At 73.6% G+C, this 17,734-nt stretch carries 15 protein-coding genes and 1 pseudogene; 8 read left to right on the forward strand and 8 right to left on the reverse strand.

Annotated features, from left to right (window positions below; all coding sequences use genetic code 11):
• Positions 1–29: 29 nt before the first annotated feature.
• Together amrb99_RS26870 and amrb99_RS26875 are read right to left on the reverse strand one after the other, a co-directional pair.
• Positions 30–1,778, reverse strand: a complete 1,749-nt coding sequence (locus amrb99_RS26870) for an ABC transporter transmembrane domain-containing protein (protein ID WP_190861027.1) — start codon at positions 1,776–1,778, stop codon at positions 30–32.
• A 71-nt stretch (positions 1,779–1,849) separates the two neighbouring features.
• Positions 1,850–3,541 (reverse strand): ABC transporter transmembrane domain-containing protein, encoded by a 1,692-nt coding sequence (locus amrb99_RS26875; RefSeq protein WP_190861029.1) that lies wholly within the window; start codon positions 3,539–3,541, stop codon positions 1,850–1,852.
• Between the two features lie 337 nt (positions 3,542–3,878).
• On the opposite strand from amrb99_RS26875, the gene amrb99_RS26880 reads away from it, so the two are divergent.
• From amrb99_RS26880 to amrb99_RS26910, 7 genes and pseudogenes are all read left to right on the forward strand, one after another.
• Positions 3,879–5,099, forward strand: coding sequence for a SpoIIE family protein phosphatase (locus amrb99_RS26880; protein WP_347256879.1), 1,221 nt, complete (start codon positions 3,879–3,881; stop codon positions 5,097–5,099).
• Positions 5,100–5,324: 225 nt separating this feature from the next.
• On the forward strand, positions 5,325–6,014 hold the full coding sequence (locus amrb99_RS26885; RefSeq protein ID WP_190861032.1) for a succinate dehydrogenase cytochrome b subunit: 690 nt from the start codon (positions 5,325–5,327) through the stop codon (positions 6,012–6,014).
• Position 6,015: 1 nt separating this feature from the next.
• Positions 6,016–7,953 (forward strand): fumarate reductase/succinate dehydrogenase flavoprotein subunit, encoded by a 1,938-nt coding sequence (locus amrb99_RS26890; protein WP_190861034.1) that lies wholly within the window; start codon positions 6,016–6,018, stop codon positions 7,951–7,953.
• A gap of 2 nt (positions 7,954–7,955) precedes the next feature.
• A complete protein-coding gene (locus tag amrb99_RS26895; RefSeq protein ID WP_190861036.1) occupies positions 7,956–8,708 on the forward strand; it encodes a succinate dehydrogenase/fumarate reductase iron-sulfur subunit in 753 nt (250 codons plus the stop codon).
• Between the two features lie 45 nt (positions 8,709–8,753).
• Positions 8,754–9,518: pseudogene (locus amrb99_RS26900) on the forward strand (arginase family protein); the annotation flags it as partial.
• Between the two features lie 87 nt (positions 9,519–9,605).
• Entirely contained in the window at positions 9,606–10,343 is a 738-nt protein-coding gene (locus tag amrb99_RS26905; RefSeq protein WP_190861041.1) for a hypothetical protein, read from the forward strand.
• An 86-nt stretch (positions 10,344–10,429) separates the two neighbouring features.
• Entirely contained in the window at positions 10,430–10,960 is a 531-nt protein-coding gene (locus amrb99_RS26910; RefSeq protein WP_190861043.1) for a nuclear transport factor 2 family protein, read from the forward strand.
• 16 nt (positions 10,961–10,976) lie between these two features.
• Here amrb99_RS26910 and amrb99_RS53320 read toward each other — a convergent pair whose 3' ends face one another.
• A complete protein-coding gene (locus tag amrb99_RS53320; protein WP_190861044.1) occupies positions 10,977–11,456 on the reverse strand; it encodes an STAS domain-containing protein in 480 nt (159 codons plus the stop codon).
• Between the two features lie 64 nt (positions 11,457–11,520).
• On the opposite strand from amrb99_RS53320, the gene amrb99_RS26920 reads away from it, so the two are divergent.
• A complete protein-coding gene (locus tag amrb99_RS26920) occupies positions 11,521–11,766 on the forward strand; it encodes a DUF2630 family protein (protein ID WP_190861046.1) in 246 nt (81 codons plus the stop codon).
• Between the two features lie 5 nt (positions 11,767–11,771).
• Here amrb99_RS26920 and amrb99_RS26925 read toward each other — a convergent pair whose 3' ends face one another.
• The 5 genes from amrb99_RS26925 to amrb99_RS26945 all read right to left on the reverse strand — a co-directional run bounded on the left by amrb99_RS26925 (position 11,772) and on the right by amrb99_RS26945 (position 17,704).
• Positions 11,772–13,430, reverse strand: a complete 1,659-nt coding sequence (locus amrb99_RS26925) for a lactate permease LctP family transporter (protein ID WP_190861048.1) — start codon at positions 13,428–13,430, stop codon at positions 11,772–11,774.
• A gap of 151 nt (positions 13,431–13,581) precedes the next feature.
• Entirely contained in the window at positions 13,582–15,639 is a 2,058-nt protein-coding gene (locus amrb99_RS26930; protein WP_190861050.1) for a xanthine dehydrogenase family protein molybdopterin-binding subunit, read from the reverse strand.
• Positions 15,636–16,610 carry a xanthine dehydrogenase family protein subunit M gene (locus amrb99_RS26935; RefSeq protein ID WP_190861052.1) on the reverse strand — a complete coding sequence of 325 codons (975 nt, stop codon included), beginning with the start codon at positions 16,608–16,610 and terminating at the stop codon, positions 15,636–15,638. The genes amrb99_RS26930 and amrb99_RS26935 overlap by 4 nt, the downstream gene beginning before the upstream one ends.
• Entirely contained in the window at positions 16,607–17,158 is a 552-nt protein-coding gene (locus amrb99_RS26940) for a 2Fe-2S iron-sulfur cluster-binding protein (protein ID WP_190861054.1), read from the reverse strand. The genes amrb99_RS26935 and amrb99_RS26940 overlap by 4 nt, the downstream gene beginning before the upstream one ends.
• Positions 17,159–17,191: 33 nt before the next feature.
• Positions 17,192–17,704 (reverse strand): VOC family protein, encoded by a 513-nt coding sequence (locus amrb99_RS26945; protein WP_190861056.1) that lies wholly within the window; start codon positions 17,702–17,704, stop codon positions 17,192–17,194.
• Between the last annotated feature and the right edge of the window lie 30 nt (positions 17,705–17,734).

Genomic DNA, 17,734 nt, shown 5'->3' on the forward strand with positions numbered 1-17,734 from the left:
GCAGGCCATGACGGCGGCCCGCCGCGAGCTCACGGCGTGCGGGTGCGGGACTCCGGGCCGTGCCAGGAGTCCCAGAGGGCGGCGTAGGAGCCGTCCTCGGCGAGCAGCTCGTCGTGGGTGCCGAGCTCGGTGATCCGGCCGTCCTCGACGACGGCGACGCGGTCGGCGTCGTGCGCGGTGTGCAGCCGGTGCGCGATCGCCACGACGGTCCGGCCGTCCAGGACGGCGGCGAGCGTGCTCTCCAGCCGCCGCGCGGCCCGCGGGTCGAGCAGCGACGTCGCCTCGTCCAGCACCAGCGTGTGCGGGTCCGCGAGGACGAGCCGGGCCAGCGCGAGCTGCTGCGCCTGCGCGGGCGACAGCGTCGCGCCGCCCTCGCCGACCTCGGCGTCCAGGCCGGGGCCGTCCCAGTCGACGGTCGCGAGGACCTCGCGCATCCGCGCGTCGGAGGCGTCCGGGCGGGCCATCGCCAGGTTCTCGCGGAGCGTGCCCCGGAACACGTGGTGCTCCTGCGTGACGAGCGCGACGTGGCCGCGCAGCTCGTCGAGGGGCAGCTCGACGAGGGGGACGGGCGCGTCCGAGCCGACCGTGACCGCGCCGGAGCGGGGCCCGTCGATCCCGGCGAGCAGGCGGCCCAGCGTCGACTTGCCCGCGCCGCTCGGCCCGACCATCGCCAGCCGCTCCCCCGGCCGCAGGTCGAGGTCCACGCCGTGCAGGACGTCGCGGCCCGCCCGGTAGGAGTAGCGGACGTCCCGCGCGGTGAGCCGCTCGCCGTCCGGGCGGCGGGTGCCCGCCTCGCGGTCCGGCGGGACGCTCCCGACGCCGAGCAGCCGGGCCAGGGACGCGCCGCCGAGCTGGAGCTCGTCCAGCCGGGACAGCAGCATGTCGACCGGTTCGATCAGCTGCTGGACGTACAGGGTCGCGGCGGTCACCTGCGCGAGCGAGGCCATCCCGTGCGCGTAGAACAGGCCGCCGAACAGCAGGGTCGTCGCGACCGGCAGCACGAACCCGAACTCGGCGACCGGGAACAGCACGGTCCGCAGCCGCAGCGTGTACCGCTCGGCGGCGTAGGAGCGGGCGATGTCGGCGTCGCCGCGGGCGTGCCGGCGCTCGGCGAGGCCGAACGCCTCGACGGTCCGGGCGCCGTGCACGGTCTCGGCGAGGCCGTCGGCGATCAGCGCCCACGAGGCGTTCTCGCGCAGGTAGCCGTCCCGGCAGCGCGGCAGGTACCAGCGCATGACGCCCCACAGGATGGGGACGGAGACCAGGCACGGCAGCGCGACCAGCGGGCCGTTGACCAGCAGCGCGCCGAAGGTGAACGCGCCGACGACGATCGCGACGAGGGTCTCCGGGACGGCCTCGCGCAGCGAGGTGCCGAGCGTGTCGACGTCGCGGGACGCGCGGGTGACGAGGTCGCCGGTGCCGGCCCGCTCGACGGCCGACAGCGGCAGGCCGAGCAGCCGGTCGACGAACTCCTCGCGCAGCTCGGCGAGGACGCGCTGGCCGAGGCGGGCGGAGGTGAAGTAGGCGTACCGGGTCAGCACGCCCTGGACGATCACGAAGCCGGCGATGGCGAGCGCGGTGGTGTCGATGTGGGCGGTCCCGTCGCGGACGCCCTCGACCAGCTCGCCGAGCAGCCGGGGCGCGACGAGGCCCGCGACGGCGGCGAGGCCGTGCAGCGCCAGCGTCCCGGCGAGGGCGCGCGGGTGCCGCAGCGCGACGCGGCGCGCGTATGCCCGCACCTGCGCGGGCTCCGCGACCGGCAGGATCTCGGTGCTCACGGTTCTCGGGCCCTTCCGTACAGCGGTCCGGTGGTCGGGTGGTCGGTGGGTGTCGGTGGGGGGGCGTCCGGTCAGTGGCGCGGGGCGGCCTCGCCGCGGGTGACGGCCGCGGCGTAGCGCGGCTCGGTCCGCAGCAGGTCGCGGTGGGTGCCCTCGGCGACGACCCGCCCGTCCTCGACGAACGCGACGTGCGCCGCGCGGTCCAGCATCAGCGGGCTGGTCGTGCACACGACGGTGGTGCGGCCCGCGCGCGCCTCGCCGAGCCGTTCGGCGATGCGCGCCTCGGTGTGCGCGTCGACGGCGCTGGTCGGCTCCACGAGGACCAGCACCTCGGGGTCGGCGGCGAGCGCCCGGGCCAGCCGGAGCCGCTGCCGCTGCCCGCCGGAGAACTCCCGGCCCGCCTCGGCGACGTGCCGGTCCAGGCCGGACGCGGCGGCGATGTCCTCGGCGGACGCCGCGCGCAGCGCCCCGTCGAGCGCGGCGGCGGGCGTGCCGGGCGGCGCGAGGGCCTCGGCGAGCGTGCCGGCGAACAGCCGGTCCTCGTTGACCGCGACGAGCACGCGGCGGCGGATCCCGGCGACCTCGCGCAGCGGGACGCCGGCGAAGTCGACGTCGCCGGGCGCGTACCGGCCGAGCCGGTCGGCGATCGCCTGCGCGTCGCGGGGCTGCGCGGCGGCGATCGCGGTGACCCGCCCGGGCCGCACCACCAGGCCGGACGCGATGTCGACGAGCTCGGCGGGCCCGGCCGGGCGGACGGTGCCGCCGTCCGGCGCGGGCTCAAGGTCGAGCAGCCGGACGACGCGCCGCGCCGCCACCAGCCCCTTGGTGATCTTGCCGGCGGCCTCGCCGATCGTCCGCAGCGGGACGATCAGGAAGACCGCGTATCCGTAGCAGGCCACCAGGTCGCCGACGCCGATCTCGCCGCGCGCCACGTAGTGCGCGCCGGCCCAGGTCACGGCGGCGATCAGCAGGCCGGGCAGGAGCACCTCGGCCCCGGAGATCCGGGACTCGGCGCGGGCCGCGGCGACGCCGGCGTCGCGGACCCGGCCGGACAGGGCGCGGTACCGGCCGGAGAACAGCCGCTCGCCGCCGATGCCGCGCAGGATCCGCAGGCCCTCCACGAGGTCGGTGGCGCGGCCGTTCAGCTCGCCGACCAGCTCGCGGTGCGCCTCCTCGCGCTCGCGGAACGGGCGCAGCAGCGGCGCCGCGAGCAGCAGCACGAGCGGGACGCCGACCAGCACGACCAGGCCGAGCTGCGGCGCGGTCGCGAGCAGCACGGCCGCCACCACGACGATCGCGACGACGGCGCCGGAGCCGCGGCACACGATGTCGACGACGTCGCCGAGGTGCGCGACGTCGGACAGGCCGATGCTCACGACCTCGCCCGCGCCGAGCCGCCTCGGCAGCGTCGCGCCCAGCCGGGTCGCGTGCCGGGTGACGATCTGGACGGTCCGGTACGCCGACGACAGCCAGAGGAAGACCGCGCGCCGGTGCCTGAGGATCCCGGTCGCGGCCTGCGCGCCGCCGAGGGCGAGCAGCACCGCCGTCCAGACCAGCAGCGCGCGGTCGTCGCGGCCGGCGACGCCCTCGCCGATGGCGCGGCCGATCGCGGCGGGCATCAGCGCCTGGCTGAGCATCCAGCCGACCCCGAGCAGGCCCCCGGCCAGTACGCCGCGCCATTCGGCGCGCAGCAGCCAGAGCAGGTAGCGGGCGGGAGATCGGTGGTCGGGGCTGCCTGGATCTTTCTCCGGCAACGGTTTCACCGGACGAAGATATGCGGCGACCCCCCGGAAGTTCGAACGATTTTCTGCCCGCGCCGGGGTCCGGCGGGACCCGGGGTCAGCGCGCCGGGGAGGGGTTCCGGGCCGTCCGGGACCCGCCTCGCGGACGATCACAGGGGTGCGCGGGAACGCGGGGACACGCTAAGGTCGGAGGGCATGGGAGCGAGGTTCCTCGGCTCCCCGAGCCGGGACCGCGGCGGCTAGGCAGATGCCGCTCCCCCGGTGCGGTCCGGTCCTTGCGTCCTGCCACCGCAGGAATAACCGGAACGGTCCGGCCGTTGCCAGTGCCGTCGCCAGCCCCGACTTTTCCGGAAGCTTAGTGAGCACTATCAGTCACCAGACGCATCCCTTCACGCCAGGGGCCGAGGACAGGGTCGACCTGCTCCTCATCGACGACGACCCCGCCGACGTGCTGATGGTCGAGAAGATGCTCGCCGACAGCGGCCTGGACGCGCTGATCACCGTCGCTGCGGACCTGCCGACCGCGCGGCGCCGGCTGACCCGCCGCACGCAGTGCATCGTCGTGGACCTGTCGGCGCCGGGGATCGACCGGCTGGACGGGCTGCGGCAGGTGCTCGACATGTCCGGGACGGCCGCGGTGGTGGTGCTGACCGGTCTGGACGACGCGGGCCTCGGCGTCCGCGCGGTCGCCGCCGGCGCCGAGGACTACCTGGTCAAGCAGGAGGTCGACGGCCCGCTGCTGGCCCGCGCGGTGCGCTATGCCATAGAGCGCAAGCGGTCGGAGGAGACCGAGCGGCGGCTGGTGGAGGCGCGCATCCTGGGCCGCGAGAACGCGCGGCTGGAGCGCGGGCTGCTGCCCGTCCCGCTGATCGACGACCCCGCCCTGCGGCACCACACCCGCTACCGTCCGGGCCGGCGGCGGGCGCTGCTCGGCGGCGACTTCTACGACACGGTGCAGACCGAGGGCGGCGCCGTCCACCTGATGATCGGCGACGTGTGCGGGCACGGCCCGGACGAGGCGGCGCTCGGCGTCCAGCTGCGGATGGCGTGGCGGACGCTGGTGCTGGCCGGGCACACCGGCGAGCAGCTGCTCGGCACCCTCGACACCGTCCTCGGGCACGAGCGGCGCAGCGAGGAGATCTTCACCACCCTCTGCATGATCACGATCGCGCCGTCCCGGCGGACCGCGCGGATGCACCTGGCCGGGCATCCCGCGCCGCTGCTGTTCCGCGACGAGCCGGACGGCGGCTTCGAGGTCGCGGCGCTGCCGGAGTACGCGCACGGCCCGGCGCTCGGCCTGGTGCCGGGCGCGGAGTGGCCGACGACGGAGATCGACCTCGGCGAGTCGTGGGGGCTGATGCTCTACACCGACGGCCTGATCGAGGGACGGGTCGGCGCGGGCTCCACCCGGCTCGGCACCGACGGCCTCGTCGAGCTGGCGCGCGGGGCACGCGGCAGGGGCGCCACCGGGCGGTCGCTGATCGACGAGCTGGTGACCGAGGTGGAGCGCCTCAACGGGGACGCCCTGACCGACGACCTGGCGGTGCTGCTGCTGTCCCGGCAGGCCACCGCGTCGTGATCCGCGCCACGGCGGCGTCCTGACCGCACACCGGCGGCGCCGGGGTCAATGTCGTCTGCGTCACTGCGCGGCCCGGTTCCCGAACTCTCTGTGACGTCACTCACGATCATGGAGGGCCCGCGGCACGGGGAGGCCCGTCCCGGCTCGGTTCATAGCCTGCGGCTATCGGATTGAGTGCGCTGATGACTTGGCGCTCTTGTCCAAATTGGACATACCGTTCGCGACGTGGCTATAGCGATACCTGCGATCTACCGATCGACCGTCGGCAAGAAGGCCGTCATGGCCGTGACCGGCGCAATCCTGGTGCTGTTCCTGATCGCGCACATGATCGGGAACCTGAAGATCTTCCTCGGTGAGAGCGACTTCGACCACTACGCGCACTGGCTGCGCACGATGGGCGAGCCCGCCGTCCCGCACCGGACGCTGCTGACGATCCTGGAGATCGTGCTCACGGTGTCGGTCGTGCTGCACATCTGGTCGGCGGTGTCGCTGGCCCGCCGCGCCGGGAGCGCCCGGCCCGTCAAGTACCAGGCGAAGAAGAAGTCGCACGCGCAGGGCTACGCCACCCACACGATGCGGTACGGCGGCGTCATCATCGCGCTGTTCGTCATCTGGCACCTGCTGGACCTCACCTTCTTCGCGGTGAACCCGCTGGGGTCCGACGCCACCCCCTACGACCGGGTCATCGCCGACTTCGACGGCTCCCGCTGGTACATCACCGTCTGGTACGTCCTCGCGGTCCTGCTGGTCGGCCTGCACCTCAACCACGGCATCTGGAGCGCGTTCCAGACCCTGGGTCTGCGCAGCCCCCGCAGCAACGGCACGCTGCGGCTCCTCGCCGGCGGCGTCGCCGGGGTCGTGACCCTCGGCTTCATCGCCGTCCCGATCTCCGTCACCTTCGGATGGGTGAGCTGACATGAGCGACAGCTTCTACAAGTCCGGCGAGCCGATCGCCGACGCCAAGGCGCCCAAGGGCCCGATCGAGGACCGCTGGACGACCCGCAAGTTCGAGGCGAAGCTGGTCAACCCGGCCAACCGCCGCAAGAAGAAGATCATCATCATCGGCACGGGCCTGGCGGGCGGCTCGGCCGGAGCCACCCTCGGCGAGGCCGGCTACCACGTCATCCAGTTCTGCTTCCAGGACAGCCCGCGCCGCGCCCACTCGATCGCCGCCCAGGGCGGCATCAACGCCGCGAAGAACTACCGCAACGACGGCGACAGCGTGCACCGGCTGTTCTACGACACGGTCAAGGGCGGCGACTTCCGCTCCCGCGAGTCCAACGTGCACCGCCTCGCCGAGATCTCCACGCAGATCATCGACCAGTGCGTCGCGCAGGGCGTCCCGTTCGCCCGCGAGTACGGCGGCCTGCTCGACAACCGCTCGTTCGGCGGCACGCAGGTGTCCCGCACGTTCTACGCCCGCGGCCAGACGGGCCAGCAGCTGCTGCTCGGCGCCTACCAGGCGCTGATGCGGCAGGTCGACGCCGGGAACGTGGAGCTGTACCCGCGGCACGAGATGCTCGACCTGATCATGGGGGACGGCCGGGCGCGCGGCGTCGTCGTCCGCAACCTGATCAACGGCGAGATCAAGCACTACACCGCCGACGCGGTGGTGCTGGCGTCCGGCGGCTACGGGAACGTGTACTTCCTGTCCACCAACGCGATGGGCTCGAACGTCACCGCGTCCTGGCGCGCGCACCGGCACGGCGCGCTGTTCGCGAACCCGTGCTACACCCAGATCCACCCGACCTGCATCCCGGTCAGCGGCGACCACCAGTCCAAGCTGACCCTGATGTCGGAGTCGCTGCGCAACGACGGCCGCGTCTGGGTGCCGAAGAAGGCCGGCGACACCCGCAAGCCGTCCGCCATCCCCGAGGACGAGCGCGACTACTACCTGGAGCGCATCTACCCGTCCTTCGGCAACCTGGTCCCCCGCGACATCGCCTCCCGCGCCGCCAAGAACGTCTGCGACGAGGGACGCGGCGTCGGCCCCGGCGGCCTCGGCGTCTACCTCGACTTCGCCGACGCGATCGAGCGGCTCGGCCGCGACAAGGTCGAGGCCAAGTACGGCAACCTCTTCGAGATGTACGAGCGCATCACCGGCGAGAACCCGTACGACACGCCGATGCGCATCTACCCGGCCGTGCACTACACGATGGGCGGGCTGTGGGTCGACTACGACCTGGAGTCGACGATCCCCGGCCTGTTCGTGATCGGCGAGGCGAACTTCTCCGACCACGGCGCGAACCGGCTCGGCGCGTCCGCGCTGATGCAGGGCCTCGCCGACGGCTACTTCGTGCTGCCGAACACCATCAACGACTACATCGCCCGCAACGCCCTCCCGCCGGTCGACGAGAAGAGCATCGCCGCGGCCGAGGAGCGGGTGACGTCGCGCATCGAGAAGTTCCTGTCGATCGACGGGGACCGCTCCGTCGACTCCTTCCACCGCGAGCTCGGCCACATCATGTGGGAGTACTGCGGCATGGAGCGCACCGAGGAGGGCCTGCGCAAGGCCCTGGAGCTCATCCCGGCGCTGCGGGACGAGTTCTGGAAGCGCGTCAAGGTCACCGGCAAGGGCGAGGAGCTCAACCAGCAGCTGGAGAAGGCCGGCCGCGTCGCCGACTTCTTCGAGCTCGCCGAGCTGATGGTGATCGACGCCCTGCACCGCACCGAGTCCTGCGGCGGCCACTTCCGCGCCGAGAGCCAGGACGAGGACGGCGAGGCCAAGCGCGACGACGACAACTTCGGCTACGTCGCCGCCTGGGAATGGGCCGGCGAGGGCGAGCAGCCCGTCCTCCACAAGGAGGAACTGAACTTCGAATACGTCCACCCGACGCAGAGGTCGTACAAGTAATCATGAAGCTCACACTGCGCGTCTGGCGCCAGAGCGGCCCCCAGGACAAGGGGAAGATGGTCGAGTACAAGCTCGACGACATCTCCCCGGACGCCTCGTTCCTGGAGATGCTGGACGTCCTCAACGAGAAGCTCATCGCCGACGGCGAGGAGCCGGTGGCGTTCGACCACGACTGCCGCGAGGGCATCTGCGGCATGTGCTCGCTGGTCATCAACGGGACCCCGCACGGCCCCGAGGAGCGCACCACCACCTGCCAGCTGCACATGCGCAAGTTCAAGGACGGCGAGGTCATCGACGTCGAGCCGTGGCGCGCCAAGGCGTTCCCGGTGGTCAAGGACCTGGTGGTGGACCGGTCCGCGTTCGACCGGATCATCCAGGCGGGCGGCTACATCACCGCGCCGACCGGCACCGCCCCGGAGGCGCACTCCACGCCCGTGCCGAAGCCGGACGCGGACCGCGCGTTCGAGGCCGCCGAGTGCATCGGCTGCGGCGCCTGCGTCGCGGCCTGCCCGAACGGCTCGGCGTCGCTGTTCCTCGGCGCGAAGGTCACCCACCTCGGCCTCATGCCGCAGGGCCAGCCGGAGCGCTGGGACCGCGTCGTGTCGATGCTGGACACCCACGACGACGAGGGCTTCGGCGGCTGCACCAACACCGGCGAGTGCGTCGCGGTCTGCCCGAAGGGCATCAAGCTCGACGTGATCGGGAACCTGAACCGCGACTACCTGAAGGCGACCGCCGGCGGCAAGAAGCGCTGACGCGCCGGCCCCCGGCCACGGCCCCGCCCGGTTCTCCGGGCGGGGCCGCTCTACTGTGTGCGCATGACGATTACCTTGGTTCCCTACCACCAGGACGAACGCCTCCCCGGCACGTCGTACCCGCTCCCCGATGCCGAGGTGGTCACGGTCGCGAGGGAGCTTCCCGGCGGCGACATCTGGGCGCGGATCGGCGCGCTGTACGAGCGTGTCGCCGCCAAGGTCGCCGCGCAGGTCGCGGACGGCGGGGTCCCGTCGGTGGTGTCGGGCGACTGCCTGGTCTCCGAGGCCGTCCTCGCGGGGGTGCAGCGCGCCGGCGTGGACGCCTCGATCGTGTGGTTCGACGCGCACGGCGACGTCCAGACGCCGGAGACCACCACCTCCGGGTACATCGGCGGGATGCCGCTGCGGCAGATCCTCGGCGACCACCCCGAGCTGCTGTCGTCGCCGCTGGGGCTGCGGCCGCTGCCGGAGGACCGGGCCGTGCTCGTGGACGCCCGCGACCTCGACCCGGCGGAGGCCGAGTTCCTCGCCTCGTCCCGGGTCCGCCGCTGCCCGGTGGACGACGTCGACCTGCCGGACGGCCCGCTCGTCCTGCACATCGACGTGGACGTGATCGACAAGGCGGAGCTGCCGGGGCTGCGGTTCCCGGTCGGGAACGGCCCGTCGTTCGACGCCGTCGTGGCGGCCGTGAGTCGGGTCAAGGCCACCGGCCGCCTCGCCGCCCTCGACATCGCCTGCCCGTGGCATCCGGCGCGGGAGGGCGACGACGGGATCCGGGCCCGCCTCCTCACCGCCCTGCTGGCGTCCTGACCCGCCGGTAACCCTGGGCCGGACGGCACCGCGTGCCCTACCATGCTCCTCATGCACGTGCATAAGACTGTGCATCAGCATGAGCACATGCACGGTACTCGCGAGGTGCCGTTCGCGCTGCACCGGTCCATCGTCTGCGTGGACGTCGAGAAGTTCGGCGGCCGGGCGAACTGGGACCAGCTCACCGTCCGCGACGCCATGTTCCGCGCCCTGGAGACGGCCCTGGCCGAGTCGCGGGTGCCCGAGGAGCACTTCACCTGCGAGGACCGGGGCGACGGGGCCCTGGTCCTCGTCGACCCCGCGGTGCCGAAGGAGCACCTCGCCGGGCCGTTCCCGGCGCGGCTCGCGGCGTGCCTCGAACGGCACAACGGCGCCGCCGCGCCCGGCGCCCGCTTCCGGCTGCGGGCCGCGGTGCACGCCGGGGAGGTGCACTACGACCGCCATGGCGTGGCGGGCAGCGCGGTCAACCTGCCGTTCCGGCTGCTGGAGGCCGGGGCCCTCAAGGAGGCCCTGCGCGGCTCCGCCGGGGCCCTGGCCCTGATCGCCTCGGAGTGGTTCTACCGGGAGGTCATCGCGCAGAACCGCACCTGCGAGGCCGCCGCCTACCGGCGCGTCCGCGTCTCGGTCAAGGAGACGCGGACGCCCGCCTGGGTACGGTCGCTGCCGACCGGGCCCGGTGCGGCGGAGGCGCCCGCGGTCCCGGCCGTCCCGCTCGCGTCCGCCGCGGCGGCGCGCCGCTCCCCCGCACGCGCGCGGCGCCCCGGCGCCCGCCCGGCACCGGCTCCCAACCGGGGCGCGGCGACGGGGCCGGCGGGACCCGCGTGACCCCCGCCCGACCGGTCGGGTGACGGATGCCCGCCCGGTCGGCCCGCTCCTAACGTCGATCGTGTTCCCGGACGAAGGAGAAGACGATGAACGACAAGGAACTGGCGGACCGGGTGTCGGCGCTGGCCGACCGCGCGGAGCTCACCGAGCTGGTCGCCCGGTTCTTCGGCTCGATCGACGACCGCCAGCGGGACCCGGAGGCGCACCCCTTCGACGCGGCGTGGGCGCGGGCGTTCTTCACCGACGACGTCGAGTTCCGCTACCCCGTCGGCGCGTACAAGGGCCATGCCTCCGAGGGGATGGACCTGGCCATGGACAACTTCGGCCGGACCCAGCACCTCGCCGGCATCCCGGAGATCGCGCTGGACGGCGACCGGGCCGCGGTGCGCTGGAGCGCCGTCCACACCCATGTGCACCTCGCGTCCACGCAGGAGGCCCGCGCCGACCGCCTCGGCGAGACGTTCGTGTCCGGCGGGCACTACGACGCGGAGGCCGTCCGCACGCCCGAGGGCTGGCGATTCCGCGCCGTCGCCCTCGACGTCACGTGGACGACCGGCAAGCCGCCCCTCGTCCCGCCGGAGCGCCGCGCGGCCATAGCCCGCCTCGCGGACTCCTGAGCCGGGACGAGCCCGGTCAGGGGCGCAGGCGGCAGTGCAGCTCCAGGCCGGGCACCGCGTCCCAGCCGATCAGGCGGACGAGCTTGTCGATGTGCGCGGTGACCGAGTGCAGGATCAGCAGGCCCTCGCGTTCGGCGAGGTCGCGGGCCGCGAGGGTGAGGGCGCGCAGGCCCGCGACGTCGATGAAGTCGACGCGGGCGAGGTCGAGGTGCAGGTCCCCGTCGACCCGGGAGCGGGCGGCGCGCAGGGCGCGCTTGAGGTCGCTCGCGTTGGAGACGTCGACCTCGCCCGCCATCCGCAGCCACGGGGCGTCCGCGGCGCCCTCGATGCGCAGCAGCGGGGTGTCGAGCTCCACGACGTCGTAACGGGGAGCGGTGCGCTCCGGGCGCGCCCCGCCGGGACCGCCCTCGCCGCCGGTGATCCGCCAGACCGTCATCCGCTCCTCGCCCTTCGGGACCGGGGCGCCGCCTACCGTGGGGACGCCCGTATATGCCACGATCTCACCTGTTGACACCTTGTGGACCCCACCACGCGGGAAAACCGCCATCGGGAGGCTTTTCATGGACGAGAAGGCGATCCTCGACCGCATCAACGACTTCATCGACGAGGAGCACGCCCTCCGGCAGGCGCATGAACGCTCCGAGACCACCGGTGAGGACGCGAGACGGAGGCTGCGGGAGCTGGAGGTGGCCCTCGACCAGTGCTGGGACCTGCTGCGCCAGCGGCGCGCCCGGATCGAGGCGGGGCAGAACCCCGAGGACGCGCACGTGCGCCCGGCGAGCGAGGTCGAGGGCTACCGCCAGTAGGGCCGTCACGGCACCATCCACGACAGCACCCCGGTGGACTGGAGCCCCGACAGCACGCACATCCCGGCCAGGAACAGCAGGCTCCACAGCACGACGCGGCGGAAGATGTCGCCCTCGCGGCCGTCCAGGCCGACGGCGGCCGCGGCGATCGCGAGGTTCTGCGGGGACACCATCTTGCCGAGGACGCCGCCGGAGCTGTTGGTGGCGGCCATCAGGACGGGCGACAGGTCGGCCTTGTTCGCGGCGGTGATCTGCAGGGCGCCGAACAGGGAGTTGGACGAGGTGTCCGAGCCGGTCACGGCGGTGCCGAGCCAGCCGAGGACCGGGGACAGCACGGCGAAGGCGCCGCCGGCGCCCGCCATCCAGGTGCCGAGGGTGACGGTCTGGCCGGAGGCGTTCATCACGAACGCGAGGGCCAGCACCGCCATCACGGTGACGATCGCCCAGCGGAGCTGGACGAGCGTGGTGCCGTAGGCGCGCAGCGCCCGGGCCGCGCCGACGCGCAGCGCGATCATGGTGATGAGGCCCGCGGCGAGCATCTGGGTGCCGGGCGTGGTGAAGTAGTTGAGGGTGAAGGTCGGCAGCGTCGACGGCTTGCCGGACGCGCTCGTGATGTGCAGGCCGGGCCAGCCGACCGTCTGCGTCGCGCCGTTCAGCCACTCCTTCACCTGGTCGATCTGGCAGACGACGAACACCGCGATGATGATCGCGTAGGGGGCGTAGGCGCGGACGACGTCGGCCCGCGCGTCGCCGGGGGCCGCGCCGGCGGTTCCGCCGCGGCCGGCGCGGGCGGCGAACTCCGGGGTGGGCTCGTCGGCGGCACCGCCGGCGATCACCGGGCGGGCCGGGGCGTGCGGGCGGCGCAGCCGGACGGCGAGGACGACCGCGGCGGCCGACACCAGCGACGCGACGACGTCGGCGAGCGGCACCGAGAGGAAGTTGGCGGTGGCGTACTGCGCGACGCCGAACGCGGCGCCGCAGAGCAGCGCGGTCGGCCACGTCTCGCGGACGCCGCGCCGTCCGTCGGCGATCAGCACCAGGATCAGCGGGACGAACACGGCGAGGATCGGGGTCTGCCGGCCGACCATGGCGCCGAGCGTGTCGCTGGACTGGCCGGTGACCTTCCCGAGCGTGAGGATCGGCGTGGCCATCGCGCCGAACGCGACGGGCGCGGTGTTCGCGGTGAGCGCGAGGACGGCGGCCTTCAGCGGCTCGAAGCCGAGCGCGATCAGCATCACCGAGGTGACCGCGACCGGGGTGCCGAACCCGGCAAGCGCTTCCAGCAGCGCGCCGAAGGAGAACGCGATCAGGATCGCCTGCAGCCGCTGGTCGTCGCTGACCCGCGCGAACGTCCGGCGCAGCACGTCGAAGTGGCCGGTCGCGACCGTGATGTTGTAGACCCACAGCGCGTTGATGACGATCCACAGGATGGGGAAGAAGCCGAACGCGGCGCCTTCGCCGCCGGCGAGGAACGCCTGCCCGGCCGGCATCCCGTACGTCCAGATCGCGACGGCCAGGGAGACCGCCAGCGCGATCAGGGACGCCAGCCAGGCGCGCATTCGCAGGGCGCCGAGCAGGACGAACAGCACCGCCAGCGGCAGCGCGGCGACCAGCGAGCTCCAGCCGAGCGAGTCGGCCACGGGATCGAGGACCTGTCGGTACACGAGATCACCTCGCGGTTAGGAGCGGCCCCCGAGTTGGACGATCAATACCCCGTGGTGTGTCCCGCCTCACATCTGATAGTGAATTTTTCAATCAGTCGGCGTTCCTCCGGGGGCGGCCCCCATACGCGCTGGGCCGCCGCCCGAAGGCCGCTCAGAGCAGCGGGAGCAGCCGGGACGGGGTGATCGGCAGGTCGCGGACGCGGACGCCGGTCGCGTGGTGCACGGCGTTCGCGACGGCCGCGGCGGCGCCCACGATGCCGATCTCGCCGATCCCCTTGGTCCCCATCGGGTTCAGGTGCGGGTCGGACTCCTCCACCCACGCCGCGTCGATGTCGCGGACGTCCGCGCAGGCCGGGACGTGGTACTGGGCGAGGTCGCGGTTGACGTAGTCGCCGTACCGCGGGTCCATGACGCTCTCCTCCATCAGCGCCATGCCGATCCCCATCGTCATGCCGCCGATGAACTGCGACCGCGCGGTCTTCGGGTTGATGATCCGCCCGGCGGCGAACACGCCGAGCATCCGCCGGACCCGGACCTCGCCGGTGTCGGCGTCCACCTCGACCTCGGCGAACTGCGCGCCGAACGCGTGCCGGGCGTACTCGTCGCGCGCCTGGATCTCGTCGGTGGTGTCGGCGGACGCCTCCAGCCCCCCGGGCGGGACGGAGCCGTTCATCTTGCCGCGCAGCGACTCGCACGCGCGGACGACGGCGGTGCCCCAGCTCGCGGTGCCGGCGGAGCCGCCCGCGACGGTCGCCTGCGGCAGCGCGCTGTCGCCGATCTCGACGGTCACCCGGTCGGCGTCGGCCTTGAGCGCCTCGGCGGCGATCAGCGTGAGGGCGGTGCGGGCGCCGGTGCCGATGTCGGCGGCGGCGATCCGGACGGTGAACGTGCCGTCCGCGTCGGCGCGCGCGGTGGCCTTGTTGGGCCGCATGTAGGCGGGGTAGGTGGCCGCGGCGACGCCCGTCCCGACGAGCTTGCGCCCTTCCCACCGGGCGCCGGGCGCGGGGTCGCGGTGCTCCCAGCCGAACCGGTCGGCGCCCTCGCGCAGGCACAGGACGAGGTTGCGGGAGCTGAACGGGAGCCCGCTCTCCGGCTCCCGGTCGGTGTCGTTGCGGACCCGCAGCTCGACCGGGTCGATCCCGGCGGCGCACGCCAGCTCGTCCATCGCCGACTCCAGCGCGAACATGCCGGGCGTCTCGCCGGGCGCCCGCATCCACGACGGCGTCGGGACGTCGAGGCGGGCCAGCCGGTGCGAGGTGCGGCGGTCGGCCGCCCGGTACATGACGCGGGTCGGCGTCGCGGTCTGCTCGGCGAACTCGGTGACGGTGGAGGACTGCTCGAACACCTCGTGGATGATCGAGTTCAGCGTGCCGTCGGCGTCGGCGCCGAGCCGGAACCGCTGGATCGTCGGGGTCCGGTAGCCGGTGGTGGCGAACATCTGCTGGCGCGGCACCGCGAACTTCACCGGGCGGCCCACCGCGCCCGCCGCCATCGCCGCGAGGACCGAGTTGGGGCGCGGCGAGCCCTTGGAGCCGAACCCGCCGCCGACGTGCGGGGCGATGACGCGCACGTGCGTGGGGTCGAGGCCGAACACCTGGGCGATCGTCTGCTGCGCCGGCGAGGAGCCCTGGGTGGAGTCGTAGAGCGTGAGGGTGCCGTCGGGGTGCCACTCGGCCGCGGTCGTGTGCGGCTCCATCGGGTTGTTGTGCTCGGCCGGCGTCGTGTACGTGGCATCCACCCGCACGGCCGAGCCGTCGAAGGCCCCTTCCGGGTCGCCCTGCTCGGTGTCGGCGGGGAACACCGGGTTCACCTTGTCGGGCTTGTACAGGCGCGGGTCGTCGGCGCTGAGCCGCGCCTCGAACGGCTCGGACACGTAGTCGACGCGGACGTGCCGCGCCGCCTCCCGCGCGATGTCGAGCGTCTCGGCGATGACGGCGGCGACGAACTGGCCGCGGTACGCGACCGTCCGGGACTGGAACAGCGCCAGCTCCCTGTCCGGCACCTCGTGCAGGTGCGGCGCGTTCTCGCAGGACAGGACGGCCAGCACGCCCGGGATGCGCAGCGCGGCGTCCGCGTCCACCGCCGTGATCTCGCCCTTGGCGATGGTCGACTGCACGGCCGCGGCGTAGGCCGGGTTCTCCAGCGGGTACTCGTAGGCGTAGCGGGCCGCCCCGGTGACCTTCTCGCGGCTCTCCAGCCGGTCGGTCATGACTGCTCCCCCAGCTCGGTCAGCGTCCGGACGATCAGGTTGCGCGCGAGCGGCACCTTGTAGGCGTTGTCGCGCAGCGGCTCGGCGAGGTCGAGCTCCGCCTCGGCGGCGCGCTGGAACTCCTCGCCGACCGCCGGCGCGCCGCGCAGCGCCTCCTCGGCGCGGCGCGCCCGCCACGGCTTGTGCGCGACGCCGCCCAGCGCGATCCGCACGTCGCGGACCGTGCCGCCCTCGACGTCGAGCGCGGCCGCGATCGACACCAGCGCGAACGCGAACGACGCGCGCTCGCGGACCTTGCGGTACCGGGACGGGATGTCCAGCGGCGGCACCTCCACGGCCGTGATGAGGTCGCCGTTCTCCAGGACCGTGTCGCGCTGCGGCTCGTTGCCGGGCAGCCGGTGCAGCTCCCGGAGCGGGATCGTCCGCTCGCCGTCGCGGCCGAGGACGTGGACGGTCGCGTCGAGCGCGGCGAGCGCCACCGCCATGTCGGACGGGTGGGTCGCGACGCACGCCTCGGAGTGGCCGAGGATCGCGAGGTTGTGGTGCTCGCCCTCCCGGGCCGGGCAGCCGCTGCCCGGGTCGCGCTTGTTGCACGGCTTGTCGGTGTCCTGGAAGTAGGAGCAGCGCGTGCGCTGCAGCAGGTTGCCGCCGACGGTCGCGAGGTTGCGGATCTGCCCGGACGCCCCCGCCAGGACGGCCTGCGCCAGCATGGGGTGGCTCTCGCGCACCGTCCGGTCCGCCGCGAGTGCGCTGTTGCTGACGGCGGCGCCGATGAGCAGGCTCCCGTCGGGCCGCAGCTCGATCTCGTCGTAGGGCAGGTGGGACACGTCCACCAGGCGCGCCGGGTTCTCCACGCCGAGCCTCATCAGGTCGACGAGGTTGGTGCCGCCGCCGAGGTAGAAGGCCCCGTCGTTGTGCATCTGCAGGGCGTCGTCGGCGCTCGCGGCGCGCTCGTACACGAAGGGCCTCATGCCCTGGCCTCTTCCGTCTCGGTCTTGCGCGCCGCCTCCCGGACCGCCTTGACGATGCCCGTGTACGCGCCGCACCGGCACAGGTTGCCGCTCATGCGCTCGCGTATCTCGTCGTCGTCGAGGACGGGGTCGGCGCTGAGGTCCTCGGTCACCGCGCTGGGCCAGCCCTTGTCCGCCTCGTCGAGGACGGCCGTCGCGGAGCAGAGCTGCCCCGGCGTGCAGTAGCCGCACTGGAACCCGTCGTGCTCGATGAACGCCTCCTGGAGCGCGCTGAGCCGGCCGTCCCGCGCGAGCCCCTCCACGGTGACGACCTCCGCGCCGTCGTGCGCGACGGCGAGGGCCAGGCACGCGTTCGCCCGGCGGCCGTCCAGCAGGACGGTGCACGCCCCGCACTGCCCGTGGTCGCAGCCCTTCTTCGAGCCGGTCAGCCCGAGGTCCTCGCGCAGGGTGTCCAGCAGCGACGCGCGCGTGTCGACGCGGAGCCGGTGCTCGGTCCCGTTCACGACCAGCGCGATCTCGGCGTGTACCGGAGTGACTTCGCTGTCCATGCCCGGGGCCCTACCCCGGATCGGCGCAGGCAGTCAGGGGGTCCAGCGGCGGTCGGCGGTGTCCTTCTCGTACGGCTGCGGATCGGGGTAGGTGAGCAGTTCGAAGGTGCTGCCCCACGGCGTCCGCGCGTACTGGTACCGGTTGCGGTCGCCGGTCTCGGGGCCGGGCAGCCGCTGCGGTTCGCCGAGCAGCACCCCGCCCGCGTCCGCCACGCTCCGCGCCGCCCCGTCCAGGTCGTCCACGTAGAAGCCGACGTGCTGCCAGCCGAAGTCGCTCGGCAGCGCGGGCGGCCGGCGCTCGGTGCCGCGGAACTCGAACAGCTCGAGGCCCGGGCCGTTCGGCAGCCGCAGCATCCGCATCGCGACCTCCTCGGTGCCCGCGGGCACGCCCAGGCGCCGCTCGGTCTCCGGCCCGGTGACCGGCCCGTCCTCCCGGCGCAGCGTGTCGTACAGCGGCCGCGCCCCCAGCACGGCGCCGAAGAACGCGGTGGCCGCCTCCAGGTCCGGGACGGTCACCCCGACATGATCGATCCCCCTCACGCTCATACCGCCCGCATGCCCGGCCCCACCAGGCCC

It is taken from the genome of Actinomadura sp. RB99 (genome assembly GCF_014706005.1).
Lineage (GTDB): Bacteria > Actinomycetota > Actinomycetes > Streptosporangiales > Streptosporangiaceae > Spirillospora.